The following is a 22,558-nucleotide window of genomic DNA, read 5'->3' as shown; positions in this document are numbered from 1 at the left end:
TCAGTTGGTTAGAATACCGGCCTGTCACGCCGGGGGTCGCGGGTTCGAGTCCCGTCCACTCCGCCACTTATTAGAAAAGCCCGATTCGAAAGAGTCGGGCTTTTTTACGTCTGAAAAAAGTGATTACTTTTATGTTTATATCGCTTTGTTCTAGTAAATTTTAGGACTCAAATTTTTGTAAGTCGAGGGGCAGCTTTATACTGAACCCTTTAATTTTATAGTGTTATTTTCTTTAGGCATCTCTTTTCCTCAGCTAAGCTTATATCGCTAAACAATCATTTCTATTTTGTCTATCTACTTTGCATTTCCTATTTGTTATACGTGGGGGACACTTCTAGTTTCATGACTCTTACGTAGCTAGGTACAGGGGGAGTGCAGAGCCATCAATGGAGATTCATATGCGGCTTCCTTATGTTTTTCTTAGTTTATCGTTAGTGGCGTGTACAACGAGTGATTTTAGTCGTCTTGGTCAGGCAGTTTCTTATCAATGTTTAGAAGGACAATCATTTTCGGTTGATTACCATGAAGGGAAATCTATGGTGAACTATTTGAATGAAACGCAAGTTATGTATTTGGAAGACTCTGCGTCTGGAGTGAAATATAAAAGCTACGATGGAAATAGTTTATTATTTACGAAGGGAGATGAAGCAATGCTAACTTGGGGGAACGACACTCTAACAGGGTGCCGAGTGGAAGATTAAGCTCTTAGATAGCAACCTAAGCAAGGTGAGCTTAGGTTGCTATTCTGTACTTTATAAGCGGAATGTACCTACCATTGTGTCTAATCGTTGAGATAACTCTTTCAACTCTAAGCTAGCTAGAGCTAATTGCTCTGCAGTTCCGGTTGTAAGCTGGTTAATGTCGTTAATTTCTTCAATGTTGCTGTTGATAGTATGAACAACGGTGGATTGCTCTTCTGTTGCTGTTGCTACTTGAGTATTCATGTCGGAAATGGTTGTGATTCCACTTGAAATTGCGCTTAAAGCATTGGTAGCTTCATCTGAAGATGATACACCTTGTGAGGTTAATGCCTGGCTAGCTTCCATTGCTGATACTGCATTTTTAGCTTCAGCTTGTAGCTGGTTAATCATTTTTTGTATTTCATCAGTGGAGTCAGCAGTACGGCTAGCTAGGTTGCGTACTTCATCTGCTACGACTGCAAAGCCTCTTCCTTGTTCACCAGCACGAGCTGCTTCAATGGCAGCATTTAGTGCTAATAGGTTAGTTTGTTCTGAAATACCACGAATGACGTCCAGAATAGAACCAATCTCTTGTGTGTTGTTAGCTAGGTTATTTATAACAGTAGATACATTATTCATATCCGATGCCAATTGACTGATTGATTCTTTAGCCTGATTCACCACATTTTGCCCATTGTTCGTGTCTGACTCTGCACTGTGAGCGGTTTCTGCTGCTTGAGCTGCGTTAGTAGCAATCTCGCTAATGGTCATACCCATTTGGTTAATTGCGGTAACAACTTGAATTGTTTGATCTCTTTGTTGCTGGCTATTATCTAAGGTGCTTTGAGCTTTCGTTGCTACTGTTTCTGCTGCCGTACGTAATGAGTTACCTGTTTCGGCAACTTCTTTTACTGAATGATGTATTTTGGCAATAAAGCTATTAAAACCACTGGATAGTTGCGCGATCTCGTCGTTTCCTTCAACGGTCAAACGGTGGCTTAAATCTCCATCACCTTCCCCTAAATCACGGAACATACAAGCAAGGTTGTGAAGTGGGCGGGTAATTGTGCCAGCAATCACAAAGGCAAGTGAAATTAAAACGGCAGCAATGACGATAGTCCACAGGATCATTTGCGTGATTGCCGATCGTAACTGGGCAAAGGCTTCCTCTTTAGGTGCCTCTGCGACCACAAACCAGTCCATTGATTCAATATAGCTCGTAGCAACTAATGTCGTTTGACCATTTAACTCTAGTTCCACTAAATTAAAATCTTGCTTAGAAGTCAGTTTGGATTGAGCTTCATGGCCATATAAGGAACTAAAGGAGCTTTTGCCCATTAGGCTGTTGTCTCTGTGTAGCTTTACTGTCCCTTGCGCGTCGGCTAAATAAACAAATCCAGTTTCTTCAACTTTAAATGTATTGAGTAATCGCACCATGTCATCTAACGACTTAGATAAGCCTGACATGCCTTTTCCGTTAATCTGTTGATAGTTAACAAAAAGCTTCACTTCGCCTGTTGATTCTTGGAATACATTAAGCATCTTCTCATTGCCACTTTTTGTAAAACCAAAAAACCAGCCATCTTGTTGTGGTGTTAAACGGCGTAGAAAACCGTTTTGATTCCAATAATCGCCAGTTTCTCTATTGGCAACTGAAGCATCATTTAAGGAATATTGCGCTTTTATGTCGTTAAGTTGCTGAATTAATTGTCGCTCATCATGATCGGAAAGGGTTTCATTTTTATAAAGTGATAAAATAAAGCGGCTGTTGGCGAGTTGTTGAGCGGCTGAAGATAATTGAGTCACTTGTTTGTCTACTTCATTTCGAATTTGCATCACCATCGAAGGTAGTTCAACATTAATTAGTCGATCTTCAACCACTTCGTATGATTTACTTTGTGCAATATACCCAACCAGCAAAGTAGATGTTAAAACGGCAATAACAATACCGAGAACAAGTTTCTGTTTTATAGTGAGATTAATATTCTTCATTGTGAAATTCTTCTTTTAATATTTTCATTATTAGGCTCATTGCGAGGAGCTTCTGTGCAGTTGGTTTTTTCTTTATTCAGTATAAATAACAAACAAAGATGTAAGTTATCAATTCTGCTTTGTATTTTATTTCTTTTTATTTTCTCTCGCTATGCCTATGCAGAAATCATTCCAGAGCGACTGAAAGTCGGTGTGGTTTTAGCTGGCGGCGGAGCGAAAGGTGCAGCTCATATTGGTGTTTTACAAGCACTAGAAGAAATGCATATTCCGGTGGACTATATTGCTGGCACCAGTATGGGGGCTTATGTTGGGGGCTTGTATGCATCAGGAATGAGTGCCAGTGAAATAGAAAGTTTAATTTATAGTGTCGATTGGAGCCATGGTTATATTGACAGAGTGGATCGCAGTGAACGCAGAATCAGGGATAAAGAGTATGAAGACCGTTACCAAATTACGACGGATTTAGGGACGGGGCTTGGTGAGCTAAAAGCACCAAAAGGAGTAGTTCAAGGGCAAACCATGGCCCGAATTCTCCGAGAAACCTCCGGTAATTTGCCTAATTTTGACTCTTTTGATCATCTCGCTATTCCTTTTAGAGCGGTGGCCACAGATATTGAACATCTTGTTCCTGTGGTTCTTGATAAAGGAAATTTACCTCAGGTTATGATGGCCAGTATGTCAGTGCCTGGCATTCTTCCTCCTATGCAGTATGAAGGAAAGTTATTGGTAGATGGCGGCATTGTCAACAATATGCCTGTTGATGTCGTTAAAGCAATGGGGGCAGATATTGTGATTGCTGTTGACATCAGTACTGACTATAAAGAAAAAGGTGAAATAGCCAGCTATATCTCAGTCATGGATCAGCTAACTAACTTTATGGTGAAAAATAGTACAGAACAACAGGCTGGATTACTTGGGCAGGGTGATGTTTTACTGTCACCAGATGTTGGTGCAATGGAAACCATTGAGTTTGACAAAATGCCTGAAGCTTATGAATTAGGTTATCAATCAGCAAGGCAGGCCAAAAAATTATTAAAACCTTTCTCTGTCTCTAGCGCAAAATATCAAGCTTATCTTGAGAGTAAACAGCAACGTCGTCGTCAACTTGAGTATGGCGATGACTTGGTTATTGATCAAATTACGTTAATTAATAAGAGTCATTATAGTGATGAGTTGCTATTAAACCGATTGAGTTTGGCGCACGGAAATACTATTTCCACCGAAGAGTTAGAAGAAAGTATCGATAACTTATACGCTCTCGATCGATTTGAACGTATTAGCTATCAATATAATGTACTGGATGATGTGAACGATCTTCAGATTCAGGTAGAAGAAAAAACGTGGGGACCAAATTACTTAAATTTTCGGTTTAGCTTACAGGATGATTTTGAAACGGACAGCCAATACTCTTTAGGGCTATCACTGAACTTTTCTGGCTTGAGTGAAAATGGCGCAGAATTACGGACAAACTGGGAGCTTGGCTCAGATAAGTTGGCTATGTTGGAGTTGTATTCCCCTTTTCTTTCCAACCAGGCTCTATTCACAACATTGGGAGCTCGCTATGAAGTTAGGAAAAAAACCTTGCCTTTCACAGCACCTGGCTCAGTGAATTTTGACGATATTGTTTTTAATGTCATACCTGTACGCTACCGGGAGTGGATCTTTGAAGGGGCGGTAGGCATTCAGCCCCATTTGTGGCATGAGTTAAAAGCAGGCTTACGTTATACCGATGGAGAGATCGCTGGAGCAAGTATTCTCCGGCTGAACAATGAATATGAACGTAAAGCGGCCTTTGTTGAGTATCGACTAGATACGTTAGATGACTTTAGTTTACCTACAAGGGGTAATTATTTATTTGCTGAGTACAGAGTGTCAGAAGACCGAGCGGTTGATTATGGTATTTTTGAATCCCCAGAAGTCAACGAAGATACCGTGACGCAAATAACTGTAAAAGGCATCAGCGCGTATTCGTATCAAAGGCATACGCTTGTGGGGAACCTAGAGTATGGTGTAGCGAAAGGCGCGGAAGGGCGGCTGATTCTTGAACCTAAAGAGCTTGGTGGTTTTTTACGTTTAAGTGGTATACCAAAAGACAGCCTTCTAGGAGAGAACTTAGCCTTTGGTAGTATTATTTACCGTTATAAGCTGATTGATAACGATTTTGGCCTTTTCCAATCACCAGTCTATATTGGCGGTTCACTTGAAAAGGGTGGCGTATGGGGCGGCGGCGATACAGAGGTTTCTTTTAAAGATGTAGATCTGTACAACGCTTATTCTATCTTTGCTGGCATTAATTCACCCATAGGCCCTGTGATTTTTGGCTACGGCCAGATTGAAGATCGGCTAAACTCACTTTATCTTATAGTTGGGAGTTCTTTCTAATCTTTAGCTAGAAGTCGTATGTTGGTCAAAATGATCAGATTTTAATTTTAAGTTAAATTTGCTATGATGTGCATACGGTTTTGGTCTGGTTTTACCCGATATTTCTCTGTTTTATGGTAAGAATCATTAAATAAGTTACAGCAGGTTCTATCAGGCCAAGTACTTTCCAAGGATGTTTACCCATCAGGGGTAAACCGCAATGAGAGGAATAAGTCGTGCTTGAAGCCTACCGTAAACACGTCGAAGAACGTGCTGCTGAAGGAGTTGTTGCAAAACCTCTGGACGCTGAACAGGTTGCAGCTCTGGTTGAGCTGGTAAAAAATCCACCAAAAGGTGAAGAGGAATTCATTCTCGACCTACTTGAAAATCGCATTCCCCCAGGTGTTGATGAAGCCGCTTATGTAAAAGCGGGTTTTTTAGCCGCTGTTGCAAAAGGTGATGCAGAATCTCCGCTTGTAAGCCGAGAGAAAGCCGCTGAGCTACTTGGGACAATGCAAGGTGGTTACAATATTGAACCACTGGTTGCACTATTAGATGATGAAGCCCTAGCATCTATCGCAGCTAAAGCACTATCTCATACGCTTTTAATGTTTGATGCGTTCTACGATGTAGAAGAAAAAGCAAAAGCAGGCAATGAATTTGCCAAGCAAGTACTTCAATCTTGGGCTGATGCCGAATGGTTCTTATCTAAACCAGCTTTACAAGAAAAAATCACTCTTACCGTATTTAAAGTTACCGGTGAAACAAACACCGATGATTTATCTCCAGCACCGGATGCATGGTCTCGCCCTGATATACCACTGCATGCTTTAGCAATGCTGAAAAACGTACGTGATGGCATTGAACCAGATCAAGCCGGTACAGTTGGCCCTGTTAATCAAATTGAAGCCTTGAAAGAAAAAGGTCATCAGTTGGTGTATGTAGGAGATGTGGTTGGTACGGGTTCATCTCGTAAATCTGCAACTAACTCTGTGTTATGGTTCATGGGAGATGATATTCCTTATGTACCGAATAAGCGTGCAGGTGGTTATGTTCTTGGTGGTAAAATTGCACCTATCTTCTTTAATACAATGGAAGATGCTGGTGCATTACCGATCGAGGTCGATGTAACTAAGCTGAATATGGGTGATGTCATTGACGTGTATCCATTTGAAGGCAAAGTAACTGATCACGAAACAGGTGAAACGATTTCTGAATTTTCATTAAAAACAGATGTTTTGATTGATGAAGTTCGTGCTGGTGGTCGTATTCCACTTATCATTGGCCGTGGTTTAACCGATCGTGCGCGTCAATCTCTGGGCCTAGAGGCTTCAGATGTATTCCGTCGCCCTGTTGAAGTAGCTGATACTGGTAAAGGTTACTCTTTAGCTCAAAAGATGGTTGGTAAAGCGTGTGGCGTAGAAGGTATTCGCCCTGGTACTTACTGTGAGCCTAAAATGACGACGGTTGGTTCTCAAGATACAACAGGGCCAATGACGCGTGATGAGTTAAAAGATTTAGCATGTTTAGGTTTCTCAGCAGATTTAGTGATGCAGTCTTTCTGTCATACGTCTGCTTATCCGAAACCAATTGATGTAAATACTCACCATACACTGCCTGATTTCATTATGAACCGTGCTGGTGTATCACTTCGCCCTGGTGATGGTGTAATCCATTCATGGTTAAACCGCATGCTTCTGCCAGATACGGTTGGTACTGGTGGGGATTCACATACACGTTTCCCATTAGGTATCTCTTTCCCTGCTGGTTCTGGTTTGGTTGCATTCGCAGCAGCAACTGGTGTTATGCCACTGGATATGCCGGAATCGGTATTGGTTCGTTTTAAAGGCGAAATGCAGCCAGGTATCACACTGCGTGATCTAGTACATGCGATTCCTTATTACGGTATCAAGCAAGGTCTGTTAACGGTTGAGAAAGCAGGTAAAATTAATGAATTCTCTGGCCGTGTTCTTGAAATTGAAGGCGTTGAGCACTTAACAGTAGAGCAAGCATTTGAACTTTCTGATGCGTCTGCAGAGCGTTCAGCGGCGGGTTGTACCGTGAAATTATCACAAGAGTCGATTGCGGAATACCTAAACTCGAACATCGTTATGTTGAAGTGGATGATCGCTGAAGGGTATGGCGATCGTCGTACTTTAGAGCGTCGTGTTACGTCGATGGAAGCGTGGTTAGCGAACCCTGAATTAATGGAAGCAGATTCTGATGCAGAATATGCTCACGTTATTGAAATCGATTTAGCAGACATTAAAGAGCCAATCTTATGTGCTCCAAATGATCCTGATGATGCTCGCTTGCTGTCTGAAGTTCAAGGGACAGAAATTAATGAAGTATTCATTGGTTCATGTATGACAAACATCGGACACTTCCGTGCTGCTGGTAAACTGCTAGAGAAATTTGGTGGTCAACTTGATTCTCGTCTTTGGATTGCGCCACCAACGAAGATGGATAAAGATCAATTAACGGAAGAGGGTTACTACGGTATCTTTGGGCGTGCTGGAGTTCGTATTGAAACTCCGGGCTGTTCTTTATGTATGGGTAACCAAGCTCGTGTTGCTGATAAAGCGACAGTGATGTCGACATCGACACGTAACTTCCCTAACCGTTTAGGAACAGGGGCTAATGTGTACCTATCATCTGCTGAACTTGCGGCAGTAGGAGCGATTCTGGGTCGTATACCGACGTTTGAAGAGTACTTAGAGTATGCTCGTCAAATTGATGCGACAGCAGCAGACACATACCGTTATTTGAACTTCCATCGTATGACGCAGTATACCGATAAAGCGTCTGATGTGATTTTCCAAGAGCCAGTATAATACTTCTTTATTCTCGGTGACTTAAAGCAGCTTGAAAGAGCTGCTTTTTTTATTGGTGTTGATTTGAGTTACACTAATGAGAAAGAGAACAGCAGAGCATAAAATATGGATTATGAGTTTCGACGCAATAGTTTAATGGGAACCTATCGCGTTCACTTTTCAATGGGGCATGAAGCATTAGGGCGATGGTTGCTTGATGAAGTCGGAACGGATACCGAAGTGATTAACATGCTATTTCACCAAATTGATGCATTGAAAAACAGCAGTGAAGAGTGGCATTTAGAGGGGAAAGAACTCAGTTTGCAGCTTAATGCCCAAGAAGCACTTGTTCAGGAAAATGTTCTTTTTCATCAGGAAGATGAAGACTTTGAAGAGGACATCGATTTTTATAATGAAGAAAGTGTTTCTGTATGCGGTTTAGAAGATTTTGAGCAGATGTTGCACAGTTGGTTGGCATTTTTTCAGAAAAAATAAGGGAAATTGATGCATTTTTAAAGGCATGCATTATATCAGTGAAAAGGCTGCACTAGTTTGGTGCGGCCTTTTTTGTTTTTTAGGGCTTAATGATCTTAAGTTTCTGTAATTTAAGTTTTTTTAAAACTGGCATAACAGTTGATTGTTATAAAAGTGTTAGCGGGAAATACGGATGCGAGGAGACGCAGATGAAACTTATTAACGCAATTATTAAGCCTTTTAAATTAGATGATGTTCGCGAAGCATTAGCCGATGTGGGCGTAGATGGTATGACAGTATCGGAAGTAAAAGGGTTTGGTCGTCAGAAAGGCCACACCGAATTGTACCGAGGTGCTGAATACCAAGTGGACTTCTTACCAAAAGTTAAGCTAGAAATTGCAACACAAGCTGACAATGTTGATGCCATTGTAGAAGCCATCAGTAAAGCAGCACACACCGGAAAAATCGGTGATGGTAAAGTTTTTGTGTATGACCTACAGCAAGCTGTTCGTATTCGTACCGGTGAAATGGATTTGGAAGCGATTTAACTCAACAAGGATTGGGAGATAATATTATGGAATTATCAGCAACAGTAACAGAACTTAGGTACGCACTAGACACTTTTTTCTTTCTCATTTCAGGTGCGCTGGTAATGTGGATGGCAGCAGGTTTTGCCATGTTAGAGGCAGGGTTAGTTCGCTCAAAAAATACCACTGAGATTTTGACTAAAAATATTTGTTTATACGCGATTGCTTGTACCACATTCCTGATTGTTGGCTATAACATCATGTATGTTGATAATGGTGCTGGTGGCTGGTTGCCTTCATTTGGAACACTTATTGGAACTCAGGGAGAAGGGGCTGATCACTCACTAGAATCTGACTTCTTTTTCCAAGTGGTGTTTGTTGCGACTGCGATGTCTGTGGTTTCAGGGGCCGTTGCTGAGCGAATGAAGTTATGGTCATTCCTAATATTCTCTGTTGTATTAACCGCATTCATTTATCCGATGGAAGGTTATTGGACATGGGGAGGTGGGTTCCTATCTGAAGCTGGATTTAGTGACTTTGCTGGCTCTGGTATTGTGCATATGGCTGGTGCAGCCGCTGCGTTGGCTGGTGTATTGTTGCTGGGTGCACGTAAAGGTAAATATGGTAAAAATGGCGAAGTGTACCCTATTCCAGGATCCAATATGCCTTTAGCAACTTTAGGTACGTTTATTTTATGGTTTGGCTGGTTCGGCTTCAATGGTGGCTCACAACTAATGTTGTCTGACTTTGAAAATGCGACAGCGGTTGGGCAGATCTTCCTTAATACCAATGCCGCTGCTGCTGCGGGTGCACTTGCGGCTCTGGCTGTGTGCAAAACTACATGGGGTAAAGCTGATTTAACCATGGTCTTAAACGGCGCTCTAGCCGGTCTTGTTGCGATTACGGCTGATCCATTGTCACCTTCACCATTATCTGCGGTTATTATCGGTGTTGTGGCGGGCGCAATAGTGGTGTTTAGTATTATCGGTCTAGATAAAATTAAAGTTGATGATCCAGTTGGTGCGATTTCAGTTCATGGTGTATGTGGGTTCTTTGGTTTAATGGTTGTGCCATTTAGTAATGCTGATGCTGCATTTTCTTCTCAGCTATTGGGCGCTGCTGTTATCTTTGGTTGGGTATTTGGTGCGAGCTTAGTGGTTTGGGCTGTGCTTAAAGCAACCATTGGTATTCGTGTTACTGAAGAGGAAGAATTAGAGGGAATGGACACACACGACTGTGGTGTGGATGCTTACCCTGAATTTGTTACTATGAAATAACTCATTGCCTAACATCACATTCCTAGAAACCCTGCCATAAACAGCAGGGTTTTTTTATTTCAATTTGTGTCAGAATGTTGTCAGAACTGGAAAATTATAAGTATAATAACGATACTGATAAACGTTATCATTTTGTTTTCATAAAGGACTTAACCATGAAAAAATTGCTGTCAGTTTCAGCTCTAGTATGTAGTGCCCTAGCGCCAACAAGTGTGATGGCTGCGGAAGAAGTTAATGTGTATTCTTATCGCCAACCATTCTTAGTTGAGCCTATGTTTAAGGAATTTACTAAAGAAACTGGTATCAAAGTTAATGTTAAGTTTGCTAAAAAAGGTCTTGCTGAGAAGTTAAAGCAAGAAGGTGAATACAGCCCTGCTGACGTTATCTTAACTACTGATATTAGCCGTTTAGCGGAACTAACTAATAAGAAATTAGTTCAACCACTAGACAGCAAAGTGATTGAATCAAATATTCCAGCACAATACCGTGACAGCGATGATGAGTGGTTTGCTCTAACTCTTCGTACTCGTAATGTTTATTCATCACGTGATCGCATTGGCAAGCTAGCGAATGAATTTAACTATGCAGATTTAGCTAAGCCTGAGTGGAAAGGTAAAATTTGTACCCGCTCTGGTAAGCACCCATACAATGTTTCTTTAGTGGCTTCTATGATTGCTCATGAAGGTGAAGCTGAAGCTAAAGAGTGGTTGGAAGGGGTTAAGGCGAACCTAGCGCGTAAACCACAGGGTAATGATCGTGCACAAGTTAAAGCTGTGAAAGAAGGCCTGTGTGATGTGGCTATTGGTAACAGCTACTACTTAGGCAAGATGGTTAATGATCCTAAGCAAATTGCATGGGCTGAATCTGTTTACATCAACTTCCCAGGTCAATCTTCTCAAGGTACTCACGTTAACGTAAGTGGTATGGCGATGGCGAAATACGCGCCAAACAAAGAGAATGCTCAGAAGCTAATGGAATTCTTAACGGGTGACGTTGCTCAGAAGATGTACGCTGAAGTGAACTATGAGTACCCAGTAAAAGAAGGCGTGAAGCGCTCAGAGCTTGTTGCTTCTTGGGGTGATTTTAAAGCAGATAAAGTTTCTTTAGGTAAAATTGCAGATAACCACACCGCTGCGATTAAACTTCTTGATGAAGTTAAATTTGACCTTTAAGTGAAATAGGGTCATAAAGGCCCTATTCCTTAATAACCATAAGGCCTTGTTGTTTTAGGCAATGAAAGAAAATTTTTTATCATGGAAAACCAGTAGTTGGAGTTTTGCTCTACTGCTGGTTTTGCCTATTCTAGCGATTTTTTATACAGCCTTAGGTGAATCAGATGAGGTATTTTCTCATTTGATGGATACCGTGATGGCCACTTACACTGTCAATACGTTTGTTTTGGTAGTGGGGGTGGCCTTTTTGTCATTAGTTCTAGGGCTCCCTTCTGCATGGTTAATGGCCATGTGCCGTCTACCAACCGAAAAAGTATTGCAGTGGGCGTTAGTGCTTCCACTGGCTATTCCTGGCTACATTGTTGGTTATATTTATACCGATTGGCTGGACTACGCAGGCCCTATTCAAATATTTCTACGTGATGTATTTGGTTGGCAGAATGCCAGTGATTACTGGTTCCCAGATATTCGAACCCTAACAGGAGCTTCTGTCGTGCTTGCGATGGTGCTCTATCCGTACGTTTATTTGTTAGCCCGGGCAGCCTTTATGGAGCAAAGCAATAGCTTGTTGCAGTCTGCTCGCTTGCTACGTTGTTCTGCGTGGGAAAGTTTTTGTCGTATCTCATTGCCTCTAGCTCGCCCGTCGATTGCGGTTGGTTTATCTTTAGTGGCGATGGAAGCGCTGGGCGATTTTGGTACGGTAAGTTACTTTGCCGTAAATACATTAACCACTGCGGTTTATGATACTTGGTTAGGGTACTCCAACTTAAATGCAGCCGCCAAAATTTCGGCCATTATGCTGTTGGTGATCTTTCTCTTGATCAGTTCAGAGCGCTACAGCCGTCGCAAACAAAAACTTTTTCAGCCTCAATTTAGCAGTAACGATGATATGCGCTACAAACTAACAGGTTGGAAAAAGTGGGCAGCATTATCTTGGTGCTGGGGGCTGGTATCTCTCGCGTTTATTTTTCCTTTATTGCAGCTATGTTATTACGCTTATGGCTATTTTGAAGAGAGTTGGACCAACGAATTTCACCAGTACACGATTAATAGCTTGAAAGTGTCTTTTTTAGCGGCATTGGTGGCCGTGATCATTGCGTTACTGGTTAATTTTTATAAACGCTTAGATAGCGTGTCAAGCAGTGTGATCCCTATGCGGATTTCTTCACTAGGGTATGCCGTACCAGGTACTGTGCTTGCTATTGGTGTGATGTTACCAATGACCAATGCGGACCATTTAATTAATGATCTTGCAAAATTCTTCGATTTAGGACGTCCAGGGTTGTTACTCTCTGGCTCTATTTTTGCTTTGGTATTTGCTTTTGTCGTTCGTTTCTCTGCGGTTGCTATTGGCAGTATTGAGAGCAGTTTAAATAAAATTCCTCCGTCTTTGGACATGGCCTCAAGAACAATGGGGTACAGTGTTGGGCCAATGCTACAGCGCGTACATTTACCGTTAATTCGCCGAGGTTGCTTGATCGCGGGGCTGTTGGTATTTATTGAATCGATGAAAGAGTTAAATGCAGCATTATTGCTAAGGCCATTTAACTTTGAAACGTTAGCCACTTATGTTTATAACTTTGCTTCGGATGAGCAACTAGAGTTAGCGGCATTGCCAGCAGTGCTTTTAGTATTGGTAGGATTAATTCCTTTGATTATTGTTAACCGTTCTTTGGAGCAAAAACACTGATGAGTAGCGCATTATCTATTGAACATTTAACCTGCAGCTACAATGGCCAGGATATCCTTAAAGATCTGTCTATTTCGGTAGAGAAAAACGAAATTGTGTGTCTTTTGGGAGCGAGTGGTTGCGGTAAAACAACATTATTAAAAGCGATTGCGGGTTTATTGCCATTAACGTCTGGTGAAATGACACTGAACCATAAAGTCATTTGTGATCAGAAGACATGGTTACCACCAGAGAAACGAAATATAGGGATGATCTTTCAAGATTATGCTTTGTTCCCTCACTTAACTGTGAGTGAAAATATTGCTTTTGGTTTGCGTGATTGGGATAAAAAGCAAGCTCAAGCAAAAGTGAAAGACATGTTAGCTTTAGTTCACCTAGGAGCATTTGGGGATCGTTATCCGCATCAGCTTTCAGGTGGACAACAGCAGCGAGTCGCTATTGCTCGGGCATTAGCGTGTGAACCTGATTTATTATTACTTGATGAGCCTTTTTCTAATATCGATACTCAAGTGCGTCATGACTTGATCAAAGAGATCCGACGTATTTTTAAGGCTCAGGGAGTGACGGCTATTTTCGTGACTCACAGTCGTGAAGAAGCGTTTGCCTTTTCAGATAAATTAGCGGTAATGAACCACGGCATTATTGAGCAGTTCGGTTGTGCGACGGATCTGTATTACCAGCCATCCAGTAAATTTGTTGCTGATTTCTTAGGTGGTGGTTCGTACGTGCCAGCTTTAGTTGAAAGCGATAATACAGTTACGACCCCCATTGGTTCAGCCCCGTTTACGTTAGATTCGGTTTACCCTCCTGGTATGAATGTTGAGTTGCTACTAAGGCCTCAGAACGTGACGGTAATGAGTGATGAGGGTGGCTCAGGGACGATCATTGAGCAGCAGTTCATGGGAGATAATTGCCGTTACATGATGGATATTGCCGGGCATGTGTTGGCGGTGACATCCAGTGAAGCTTTGACAGTAGGGCAAAAAGTGCGAGTGCAAATAGAGCCTCATACTCCTGTTCTTTTTGCGTCTTAATGTTTTGGTAGCCTCGAATAAAAAAGCTCAGCGAGTGATGGCTGAGCTTTTTTGCTAGGTAGGTACAGATTATAAAGAAAGGAACGCTTTGAATTGAGCAACTAAGGCTTCTGACGATTCACGTCCCTCAGTTTCAGCGAATAAGCGTAATAATGGCTCAGTGCCAGAGAATCTTGCTAGTACCCATGAACCATTTTTGAAGTAAACTTTTAACCCATCGGCGTAGCTTACTTTTTCTATCTCATATTCAAATTCAGGTAGTGACTTCTCAATATAGATCTTATTGTAAAGGGCCTCTTTTTCGGAAGGTTTAAACGTACAGTCCCCTTCAGCCGTATAGGCGTAACCATACTTGGTGTAGATCTCATTCAATAATTCAGAGAGCTTTTTGCCAGTAACGCTGATCATTTCAACTAATAAGCTAGATGCGAATACACCATCTTTACCTTTAATATGACCTCGAATTGTTAATCCTCCGGAGCTTTCGCCACCTAAAAGGGAGTCATCCGTTTCCATTTGTGAACTGATGTGTTTGAAGCCAACTGGTACTTCAAAGCAGTTTTCACCGTGGTCTTGTGCGATTTTGTCCAGTAAATGTGTGGTAGCAATGTTGCGAACGACAGAGCCTTTCCAACCTTTATACTCAAGTAGATAGTAATAAAGTAGCATTAAGACTTCATTAGGGTGAATGAAGTTGCCCTTTTCATCGATAATACCCAAACGATCGGCATCTCCATCAGTACCGATTCCGATATCATAACCCTCGTGAGCCACAAGGTGTTTTAAACGATAGAGCGTTGCAGCGCTTGGGGATGGCATTAAGCCGCCAAACGATGGATTTTCACCATCATTGATCACATCCACATCACAGCGGCCATTGATCAATACGGTTTGTAGTGCGTTTTTGGCCACCCCAAACATTGGATCAATGAGGACGCGTAGGTTTGCTTTTTTAATGGCTTCAATATCAATGAAGTTAATGATTGAGTCGACGAACTCGTTCATTGGATTGATGATGTTTACTTTGCTTTCTTCAACGGCCTGATCAAAATCGATACTGGAAATATCAGACGCAGTAAGAGAAGCTGTTTGCTCTTCGATTTTAGCGGTAATGATTTCATCAGCGTCACGCCCGCCTTCAATAAAGACTTTTACGCCATTATAGTCTGCCGGGTTGTGAGAAGCGGTAATACAAGCCGAATAAATGGTGCCAGCTTCTTTTGCTTTGAACATTACGATAGGTGTAGGCACGAACTTGTCGATGAAGCTAACTGTAATGCCATTGCCAGCTAGTACCTCAGAAAACCACTTAGCGGCTTTGTCGGATAAAAATCTGCGGTCGTAACCAATGATGAAGCCTTTATCCACGGCATTTTCATTGATCATAATGTTAGACAATGCTTGTGCCACAAGGCGAACGTTGTCTTTAGTAAACTCTTCGCCAATAAAAGCGCGCCAGCCACCAGTACCAAACTTAATCATGTAAAACTCCTATTTCTCTCGCGTTGTGCGTAAGGCAGGTTCCAAATAGGGAACCAAAATTGGTGCGCTTAAAGTAAAGCGCACCTTTATGACTAGCCCATTACAACAACAACTTGGTTAACGCTTCCAGACGGCTGTGCTGGGATAGGACCTTCGATTGCTTCGCCATTTAAAGTGATGGAGGCCACCCCTTTACTTACGTTGTTTGGATTTTCAACTTTGATATCAAAAGTGGCACCACGCCATTCACGATGAACTTCAAATCCAGGCCATTCTGTTGGGATACATGGATCCACAATCAGGCCATCAAAATTCAGGCGAACACCTAAAATCCAGTTGGTAGCGGCAACATAAGCCCAGCCAGAGGTACCTGTTAACCAAGGGTGGTTAGCTCGGCCATGATCCTGGTGATCTCGTCCCATAACAAACTGAACGTATGAATAAGGTTCAGCGTAGCGAGTTTCAATCATGTCGTTTTGGTTGTAAGGGTTTAGAGCGTCGTAGAATTTCATTGCACGATCCCCTCGACCTAATTTTGCTTCAGCAACCCAAGCCCATGGGTTAGGGTGAGAGAAGATTGCGCCATTTTCTTTTACGCCTTGATAAACACGAGTCACGAAACCAATGTCATCGTTTGGTGTTGCAAAAGAAGGGGCGTTTAAGTGGAGGCCATAGTCTGAGTATAAGTATTCATCGACTGAATCCATTGCTTTGCGGCCACGTTCTTCAGAAGCTGCCCCTGAGACGACAGCCCATGTATTTGATTCTAAGTGAACTTTACCTTCGGCTTGTGTATCGGTGCCGACCTTTTCACCATTTTTGGTAATACCACGGATGTACCACTCGCCATCCCATAAGTGATCTTCACAGGCCGCTTTTACGCCTTCAGCCATGATAGAGTATTTTTCAGCATCGTCGGTTTTACCTAAGAAGTTGGCACAATCAACGAACTCTTGAATCGCCCAGTAGTGTAGGAATGACACCATGGCTGACTCACCACCACCTAAGTTTAGGCAGTCGTTCCAATCAGCGCGTAAGCCTTTACAGATCCCTGTTTGGCCAACGTGTTTTGCTGAGAACTCTAATACTCGGATCATATGCTCATAAACGGTGCCTTCACCGCCATCCGCGTACGTAACCACTTCATCAAAGAATTCGGTTTCCCCTGTCTCCATTACGTAGCGGCAGATGGTTGGTACCAACCACAGTGCATCGTCAGAGCAGGTGTCATCTAGGCCGTGAATTTTATCGTCATCACTTGGTGTTGGTACTACGGTTGGTGACTTTGATGGCTCTACATCGGCCATGTTTGGATCGAACCAGTCTGGATCAAATAGGTGTAGGCCATAACCTTCTTTCACTTGTCCACGCAGTAGATCGATAATACGCTTTTTGGTCATGTGCGGGTTGGTGTGTGGCACGGCCATGGAGTCTTGAGCGGTATCACGATAGCCAAGCCCTGTACGACCGCCTACTTCAATAAATGAGGCAAAACGAGACCATACAACACAGGTTTCTGCTTGGTACAGAGTCCATGCATTAAGCATTGTATCAAGGCCTTCGTTAGGGGATTTTACTTGGAATTTATTACAGCGAGTGTCCCAGTGTTCTTTAATCGCTTGGTAAGCGGCATCCACATTCGCTAGATCTTGGTAGCGTTCACGAAGTACCGCGCCTTCACCTTTACCCACACCTAAGATGTACACAAAACGCACTTCTTCACCTGGTTGAATCACAAATTGTTTGTGTAATGAACCGCAGTGGTTATAACAGGTCTGCGCTGAGTTTGAGCATTTACCGTTTTCAAGCGCTATTGGGTTAGATTCGTCACGGTAGTTGCCAATGAAGGCATCACGTTGGCCATCGTAGCTATCAGGATCAAAGCTGGCTGCTAAGTAATAATGGCCAGTTTTATCATCGGTGTTGTAGTACAGGTCGTATTCTAGAACGCCCTCATTATACGATGTGCCAGCCGAGTAAAGGCTCATTTGGTGGTTTTGGTTATCAGACTGGATATGGCTGAATGAAAACTCAACAAATGAAAACGCGCTGATTGTACGTGGCTTATCGCTGTCATTTTTGATGACAACATCCCACACTTCGGCATCTTCACCAACAGGTACAAACAAGGTTTTCTTAGCAGAGATACCATTGTAATCACATTTGAATGTCGAGTAAGACAAGCCATGACGAATCTCGTAATTTGCTTCTTCTAAGCTTTTGGCAACAGGCTGCCATGAAATAGACCAATAATCGCCAGTTTCATCATCGCGAAGATAGACGTAGTGTCCTGGGCGATCGAATGTTGAGTTAGGGCGGAATTTAGTCACGCGGTTGTACTCTGGAGATTTGTAGAATGAGTAACCACCAGCATTATGGGAGATGACAGTACAGAAGTGCTCTGTGCCAAGGTAGTTTGTCCATGGTGCAGGCACGTCAGGGCGAGTGATCACATACTCTCGGTTATCGTTATCGAAATGGCCGTATTTCATTGGTTATATCCTTACAATTTCATAAATATTGTGAATTTTATTGCTGGCGGAAGTTAACACCCTGACGTTTTAGGGTTGGTAACCGTCCTTGTAAACGAGATAAAAAGTTTTCCCAGTTACGATTTTTATTGTCTGTCCAACACACTTCTGCAATGGCAAGAAGGCGAGGGAAAAGCATGTAATCCATACGACTTTGGTTATTAATGATTTCACACCACAGTGCGCATTGGATGCCTAAGATATGTTGACGAACCGGATCATCATTTGATAATTCGGCAAGAGGTTCATAGCGGTAGGTTTTCTCTAGTGGTAGCGTTCCAGCCCAATCCACACCGGGTTCTTCTGGAGCGAAGTCTTGTACCAAGTCGAGGTAAGTGTATTGGCCGGGCTGCATAACAACGTCATAGCCAGATTGAGCACATTTAAGGCCTGCTTCTTCGCTCTGCCATGAATAGATAATGGTTTCTTTACTGACTTTATCGCCATGCTGGGCTTCTTCCCATCCCAGCATGCGTTTACCACGACTTTGTAATTTCTTTTCTGCAAAGCGCAGCAAATGTCCTTGAAGTTCTTTGGGATCAGAGTAACCGTGTTGGTCCATTAGCTGGCGGCATTTCTCGCTGTCAGTCCAAGCACCTCCTGGTACTTCATCTGCGCCGATATGAACGTATGGGGCTGGAAATAAATCACACACTTCATCCAACACGGTTTCTAAAAAGGTGTAGGTACCTTCAAGAGCAGGGGATAAAATGTTGTCGGTGTAATGTTGAATGCTACGATATTGGGAGTGATCATCAGGGTCCACTAGCAATTCAGGCAATGACTTTATGGCTGCGCGGCAATGCCCCGGAATATCAATTTCTGGGATGATGGTAATGCCACGTTGTTCTGCATAGCGAATAACATCCTTGATGTCTTGCTGGGAATAAAAGCCACCGTGTTTTTCTGATATTTTAGTATATTGCGCTTCGATGGTTTGCTCTGGACCGCGCCAAGCACCCACATCAGTGAGTTGTGGGTAAGCATTGATCGCAATCCGCCAGCCTTCATCATCCGTTAAGTGCCAATGGAAAACGTTGAACTTGTAGTAAGCCAATTGGTTGATTAAACGTTTTACTTTATCGACAGAGTGAAAGTGTCGTGCACAATCGAGCATCATGCCACGGTAGCCAAAACGCGGCGCGTCATTGATGTCCACACACGGCAGCGAATAACCATAATCACCATTACCTTGGGCTGATGCTGGTAACAGTTGTAATAGACTGGCAACTGCATGAATAAAGCCTTGGTGTGAATTTGCTTCAATTAAGACTTGTTGAGTGGTCGAAGTTAATGAATAAGCCTCGTCAGCTAAGACTGGGTTGAGTTTGAATTCGATCGTACCGTTATCACTCAGTTGCACTTGCTCATTAATATGCGCAGACAGTTCTTCACGTAACCAACGTGCAGCGGGCTCCGATAGCGAAGTCAGTGCAGAGATGGTTGTTAATTCTGATAAGATGAAGCGACCTTCAGAGACAATAAGGCTCTGCGGCTTTGGAATAATGGCAATATCCGCTGCTGGTGGTTCTGGATACTGGGATCGTTCACTGTATGGGGATGCCAGCATGATTGGCGTAATATCAACGGCTAGCTTTATCTTTTCGTTATTTTGTTTAACTGAAATATAAGCATCATCCAAGCCATCACTTAAGTAACGAAATGGCGCTGTACGGATGATGAATTCAACATAGTAGTGGCTATTCGCAGGTAGTGGTTGGTTGTCATTTGGTGTGATGGTGCACAAGCTACCGACTTGATGTAAATGGGCGTTTTGTATTGACGCTGGATCAACAAAACGATCAATCGTGAAATTTAGCGTCCAATCATTTAAATCTTGTTCACTTAAATTATGCAGCGTTAAACCAAAGCGGCTGATTTGATTTTTTTCACTTAGAACGGTTAGATCAACACGGTAATTCATTATTCCCCATCCTTATTTTAATAAAGATTGTGTTTTGGTTTACCTGCCATTTGAATGGCACCGTCAATGGCGTCACAAGCGGGTTCAACGAGCCATTGTTGAGCTGGTGGAGAAAGCCAGTCGACGATACGCTCTCCAATGCTTCCCATAAGAGCGATTTGTTCTGCTCCTTTATGGTTGAGGCCAGTTAGAAACATCTCGATATCTGCTGCGGTTTGTTGCAGCATGTCGATGGCAAGAGAGTCATGTTGCAGAGCAAATTCGAAGATTGCTGGTGAAAATTTGCCGTAATCGCAAGGGCGCGCCGTTTTTGACCAGCTCACGACATTGTCGACTTCGTTATCAAAAGTAGCCATAACATGTTGAGCCAGTGGTGTTAATGGTTTGATACCGTCAACGCCAAGTAAAACTTGTTGGATCAGGCGTAATCCCATGATGGCACCGCCACCTTGGTCTGATATTGGAAACTCTCTGCCTCCAACTACATGCTGTTCACCACTTTTTAATAAAATGCCACACGAGCCCGTGCCTGCGATCATAATTGCACCGTCTTGGCCATTGTGAGCGCCAAGGCAAGCGCCATAGGCATCAGTATTAAGAACGACACTGGCAAAAGGGTGGGGCTGATCCATAAATGCATGCCATGCAGATTTTTGCTCTGCGCCAGCTAAAGCCAGCCCTACATGCATACGAGAAAAGTCCGCTTTGGTTAAGTTTGCTTGTTGAGCGGCATCAGAGATAGCGTCAATAATCGAAGCCATCGCGATTTCAACACCGAGTAAGATATTGGCGCTCCCGGTTTTGGCTTCGGCAAGAAAGTCGCCCTGTGCGTTTCGAATACGTGCGCGGCAAGATGTGCCGCCACCGTCAATACCTACGTATAATTCAGTCATGCTTTAGCTCCGAAAATTGGCTCATAATGGCTAATAAATACCAAGCGCCATGTGGGATCCATTGCTCACCCCAGCGCCAGTTTTGGAGCATGTCTTCACCATGGGGCTGAGGGTTAAATGCAATGTCTTCTTCGTTGTCAAAGCCAGCAGTAATGCCATTGCAAACGCCACCTTTCGCATTAAAAAAGCCAAGGTGTGGTAAGTAGTCTGGGTTGTTATGCCCATGTCCATCGAGCATACACATGTCATAAGGGTTCAGACCAACAACCCAGTTCAAGCAATGCTGGGCAAAATTATCAAGTTTGCTTATCAATTTAGGATCAGAGAGCCAAGGTTTAGCTAAGTAAGCCATAGAAGCTAATGAGCCTAAACGTGCATTCTCTCCTTGCCACCAGTAACCACTTTCATTGTCATGAGCGACAAAAAACGCACTGCGCTTATGGTCGTTAACGGGTTTGACGTATTGACGTGGGTAACCAAATGGATTGTTGACTTCAGTACTAATGGTTAATTCAAACTGGAGTGCTTTAACCAATACCTCTTTGTAGCTCTCCCGAAGGGTTGAGTCCTCCTCCACAGCAAGGTATTGAGTTAAAGCAATCGCAGGTAGTCCCGCTTCCGCAGCATGAAAATATGGGCGACTACCATCACTATTTGCTGCCCAATAATCACAGTGTTGATGATCGGAATATTGGTAGTGAGATAACTTTTTCGCCCAGTCACGACTTTCACTTAAATAACGCGTGTCATGAGTCGTTTTGTATAATTCAGTGGCTGCGATTAATGCACAATAACAATCGATGATGTTCTCTTCACCGTTGTTTAAGTACTTAAGGTTGTTTTCTCTTAAATGCCAATAGCCCGTTTCTGCGGCATTTTGGTATTCTTGAGTTGTAAAATCGGCACCTTGAGGCAAGCGTGCCGCTGCTGCTAGTGCCGCAATGGCTATGCCACCACCTTGGCGAAAACCTGCTTGGTAGTCTGCAGATTTATGGCCATCTTGAGTGGCATAAGCACAAATCTCCCGTTGCCCCGTGGATTTACTCCAACGATCAAAAACCGTTATATAAAAGTAACCCTGAGGGTCTTGCATGCGCAGTAAAAAGTCTGCGCCAAATAGTGCTTCTTCCGTTAGTCGGATGCGTGAAAAGTTAGTAAAGTCTTGGCGCTCTTCGAGCAACTCAAGGCCTTTTAACATATTCCATACTACCATCGGTGTCTGCTGAGGATTAAGGTAGTTACTGTAAGAAAGGTGACTTAAGTATTTACTGACGTCACCGGATGCGTCGTACCAGCCACCACGAACGTCCACTGTTCGTTCTGAACCAAACAATGGAACATTACGATCTTGTTTATCGTAGATTCCGCCACAACGCTGAGATTTAAAATAATGCAGTACATCTGAAAATGTACGTTGCATTAATAGCCCCTCGGTAATGCGAAATGGGTGAGATTGGCACTCATCAACTTGAAGTAAAAAGGTTCCTTCATCAGTGAAACCTGAAAAATCAATTTGATAATAATACCAGTCTTGCCATTCGGCGACCGGACCACAGGCCTTAAGAGGCAGCTGCATTATGGTACGCTCGTCTTGGCAGCAGACAAGATTGGCAGTGGTTGCTGTAATGGCAGATGAGACCTGCAAAACAGCCTGTTTACTACCAAGACGTTCGTAACCAATATGATTTGTTAACAGCTGCATGTTTCC

Annotated in this window: 15 protein-coding genes; 9 read left to right on the top strand and 6 right to left on the bottom strand. The window is 42.9% G+C overall.

Translation table 11 applies throughout. From position 1 onward, the window contains the following. Positions 1–398: 398 nt before the first annotated feature. Complete coding sequence (locus MHO82_RS12375) at positions 399–701, top strand: MliC family protein (protein WP_239184256.1); 303 nt, start codon at positions 399–401, stop codon at positions 699–701. 51 nt (positions 702–752) lie between these two features. Here the strand turns inward: MHO82_RS12375 and MHO82_RS12370 are convergent, their stop codons facing one another. Next, entirely contained in the window at positions 753–2,672 is a 1,920-nt protein-coding gene (locus tag MHO82_RS12370; RefSeq protein ID WP_239184255.1) for a methyl-accepting chemotaxis protein, read from the bottom strand. 54 nt (positions 2,673–2,726) lie between these two features. On the opposite strand from MHO82_RS12370, the gene MHO82_RS12365 reads away from it, so the two are divergent. The 8 genes from MHO82_RS12365 to MHO82_RS12330 all read left to right on the top strand — a co-directional run bounded on the left by MHO82_RS12365 (position 2,727) and on the right by MHO82_RS12330 (position 14,020). After that, a complete protein-coding gene (locus tag MHO82_RS12365) occupies positions 2,727–5,054 on the top strand; it encodes a patatin-like phospholipase family protein (RefSeq protein WP_239184254.1) in 2,328 nt (775 codons plus the stop codon). 215 nt (positions 5,055–5,269) lie between these two features. Continuing rightward, positions 5,270–7,867, top strand: a complete 2,598-nt coding sequence (gene acnB / locus MHO82_RS12360) for a bifunctional aconitate hydratase 2/2-methylisocitrate dehydratase (RefSeq protein ID WP_239184253.1) — start codon at positions 5,270–5,272, stop codon at positions 7,865–7,867. Between the two features lie 105 nt (positions 7,868–7,972). After that, the gene (locus MHO82_RS12355; RefSeq protein ID WP_239184252.1) at positions 7,973–8,341 is read left to right on the top strand and encodes a YacL family protein; all 369 of its coding nucleotides are present in this window, start codon (positions 7,973–7,975) and stop codon (positions 8,339–8,341) included. Positions 8,342–8,529: 188 nt separating this feature from the next. Further along, positions 8,530–8,868 carry a P-II family nitrogen regulator gene (locus MHO82_RS12350; protein ID WP_239184251.1) on the top strand — a complete coding sequence of 113 codons (339 nt, stop codon included), beginning with the start codon at positions 8,530–8,532 and terminating at the stop codon, positions 8,866–8,868. A gap of 26 nt (positions 8,869–8,894) precedes the next feature. Next, a complete protein-coding gene (locus MHO82_RS12345) occupies positions 8,895–10,124 on the top strand; it encodes an ammonium transporter (RefSeq protein ID WP_239184250.1) in 1,230 nt (409 codons plus the stop codon). Between the two features lie 155 nt (positions 10,125–10,279). Further along, positions 10,280–11,296: a Fe(3+) ABC transporter substrate-binding protein gene (locus MHO82_RS12340; protein WP_239184249.1), complete on the top strand. Its 1,017-nt coding sequence runs from the start codon at positions 10,280–10,282 to the stop codon at positions 11,294–11,296. A 61-nt stretch (positions 11,297–11,357) separates the two neighbouring features. Beyond that, positions 11,358–12,986, top strand: a complete 1,629-nt coding sequence (locus MHO82_RS12335) for an iron ABC transporter permease (protein ID WP_239184248.1) — start codon at positions 11,358–11,360, stop codon at positions 12,984–12,986. Continuing rightward, positions 12,986–14,020: an ABC transporter ATP-binding protein gene (locus tag MHO82_RS12330; RefSeq protein WP_239184247.1), complete on the top strand. Its 1,035-nt coding sequence runs from the start codon at positions 12,986–12,988 to the stop codon at positions 14,018–14,020. The genes MHO82_RS12335 and MHO82_RS12330 overlap by 1 nt, the downstream gene beginning before the upstream one ends. A gap of 69 nt (positions 14,021–14,089) precedes the next feature. On the opposite strand, the gene MHO82_RS12325 is transcribed toward MHO82_RS12330, so the two are convergent. From MHO82_RS12325 to MHO82_RS12305, 5 genes are all read right to left on the bottom strand, one after another. Next, the gene (locus MHO82_RS12325) at positions 14,090–15,502 is read right to left on the bottom strand and encodes a phosphoglucomutase/phosphomannomutase family protein (protein WP_239184246.1); all 1,413 of its coding nucleotides are present in this window, start codon (positions 15,500–15,502) and stop codon (positions 14,090–14,092) included. Positions 15,503–15,594: 92 nt separating this feature from the next. Then, positions 15,595–17,994 (bottom strand): N,N'-diacetylchitobiose phosphorylase, encoded by a 2,400-nt coding sequence (locus tag MHO82_RS12320; protein ID WP_239184245.1) that lies wholly within the window; start codon positions 17,992–17,994, stop codon positions 15,595–15,597. Positions 17,995–18,031: 37 nt separating this feature from the next. Further along, a complete protein-coding gene (locus MHO82_RS12315; RefSeq protein WP_239184244.1) occupies positions 18,032–19,957 on the bottom strand; it encodes a family 20 glycosylhydrolase in 1,926 nt (641 codons plus the stop codon). 17 nt (positions 19,958–19,974) lie between these two features. Then, entirely contained in the window at positions 19,975–20,850 is an 876-nt protein-coding gene (locus MHO82_RS12310; protein ID WP_239184243.1) for an N-acetylglucosamine kinase, read from the bottom strand. Continuing rightward, positions 20,843–22,552: a glycoside hydrolase family 9 protein gene (locus MHO82_RS12305; RefSeq protein ID WP_239184242.1), complete on the bottom strand. Its 1,710-nt coding sequence runs from the start codon at positions 22,550–22,552 to the stop codon at positions 20,843–20,845. The genes MHO82_RS12310 and MHO82_RS12305 overlap by 8 nt, the downstream gene beginning before the upstream one ends. Positions 22,553–22,558: the final 6 nt, after the last annotated feature.

The organism is Vibrio sp. Of7-15, from assembly GCF_022347565.1.
In the GTDB taxonomy this organism is placed as follows: Bacteria; Pseudomonadota; Gammaproteobacteria; order Enterobacterales; family Vibrionaceae; genus NORP241.
Note: the sequence above shows the minus strand (reverse complement) of the source record. Positions and strands in the feature narration are given on the sequence as shown.

Coding starts and splice junctions, on each gene's coding strand:
- MHO82_RS12375 (WP_239184256.1), top strand. CDS start 399: ATGCGGCTTCCTTATGTTTTTCTTAGTTTATCGTTAGTGGCGTGTACA.
- MHO82_RS12370 (WP_239184255.1), bottom strand. CDS start 2,672: ATGAAGAATATTAATCTCACTATAAAACAGAAACTTGTTCTCGGTATT.
- MHO82_RS12355 (WP_239184252.1), top strand. CDS start 7,973: ATGGATTATGAGTTTCGACGCAATAGTTTAATGGGAACCTATCGCGTT.
- MHO82_RS12350 (WP_239184251.1), top strand. CDS start 8,530: ATGAAACTTATTAACGCAATTATTAAGCCTTTTAAATTAGATGATGTT.
- MHO82_RS12345 (WP_239184250.1), top strand. CDS start 8,895: ATGGAATTATCAGCAACAGTAACAGAACTTAGGTACGCACTAGACACT.
- MHO82_RS12340 (WP_239184249.1), top strand. CDS start 10,280: ATGAAAAAATTGCTGTCAGTTTCAGCTCTAGTATGTAGTGCCCTAGCG.
- MHO82_RS12335 (WP_239184248.1), top strand. CDS start 11,358: ATGAAAGAAAATTTTTTATCATGGAAAACCAGTAGTTGGAGTTTTGCT.
- MHO82_RS12330 (WP_239184247.1), top strand. CDS start 12,986: ATGAGTAGCGCATTATCTATTGAACATTTAACCTGCAGCTACAATGGC.
- MHO82_RS12325 (WP_239184246.1), bottom strand. CDS start 15,502: ATGATTAAGTTTGGTACTGGTGGCTGGCGCGCTTTTATTGGCGAAGAG.
- MHO82_RS12320 (WP_239184245.1), bottom strand. CDS start 17,994: ATGAAATACGGCCATTTCGATAACGATAACCGAGAGTATGTGATCACT.
- MHO82_RS12315 (WP_239184244.1), bottom strand. CDS start 19,957: ATGAATTACCGTGTTGATCTAACCGTTCTAAGTGAAAAAAATCAAATC.
- MHO82_RS12310 (WP_239184243.1), bottom strand. CDS start 20,850: ATGACTGAATTATACGTAGGTATTGACGGTGGCGGCACATCTTGCCGC.
- MHO82_RS12305 (WP_239184242.1), bottom strand. CDS start 22,552: ATGCAGCTGTTAACAAATCATATTGGTTACGAACGTCTTGGTAGTAAA.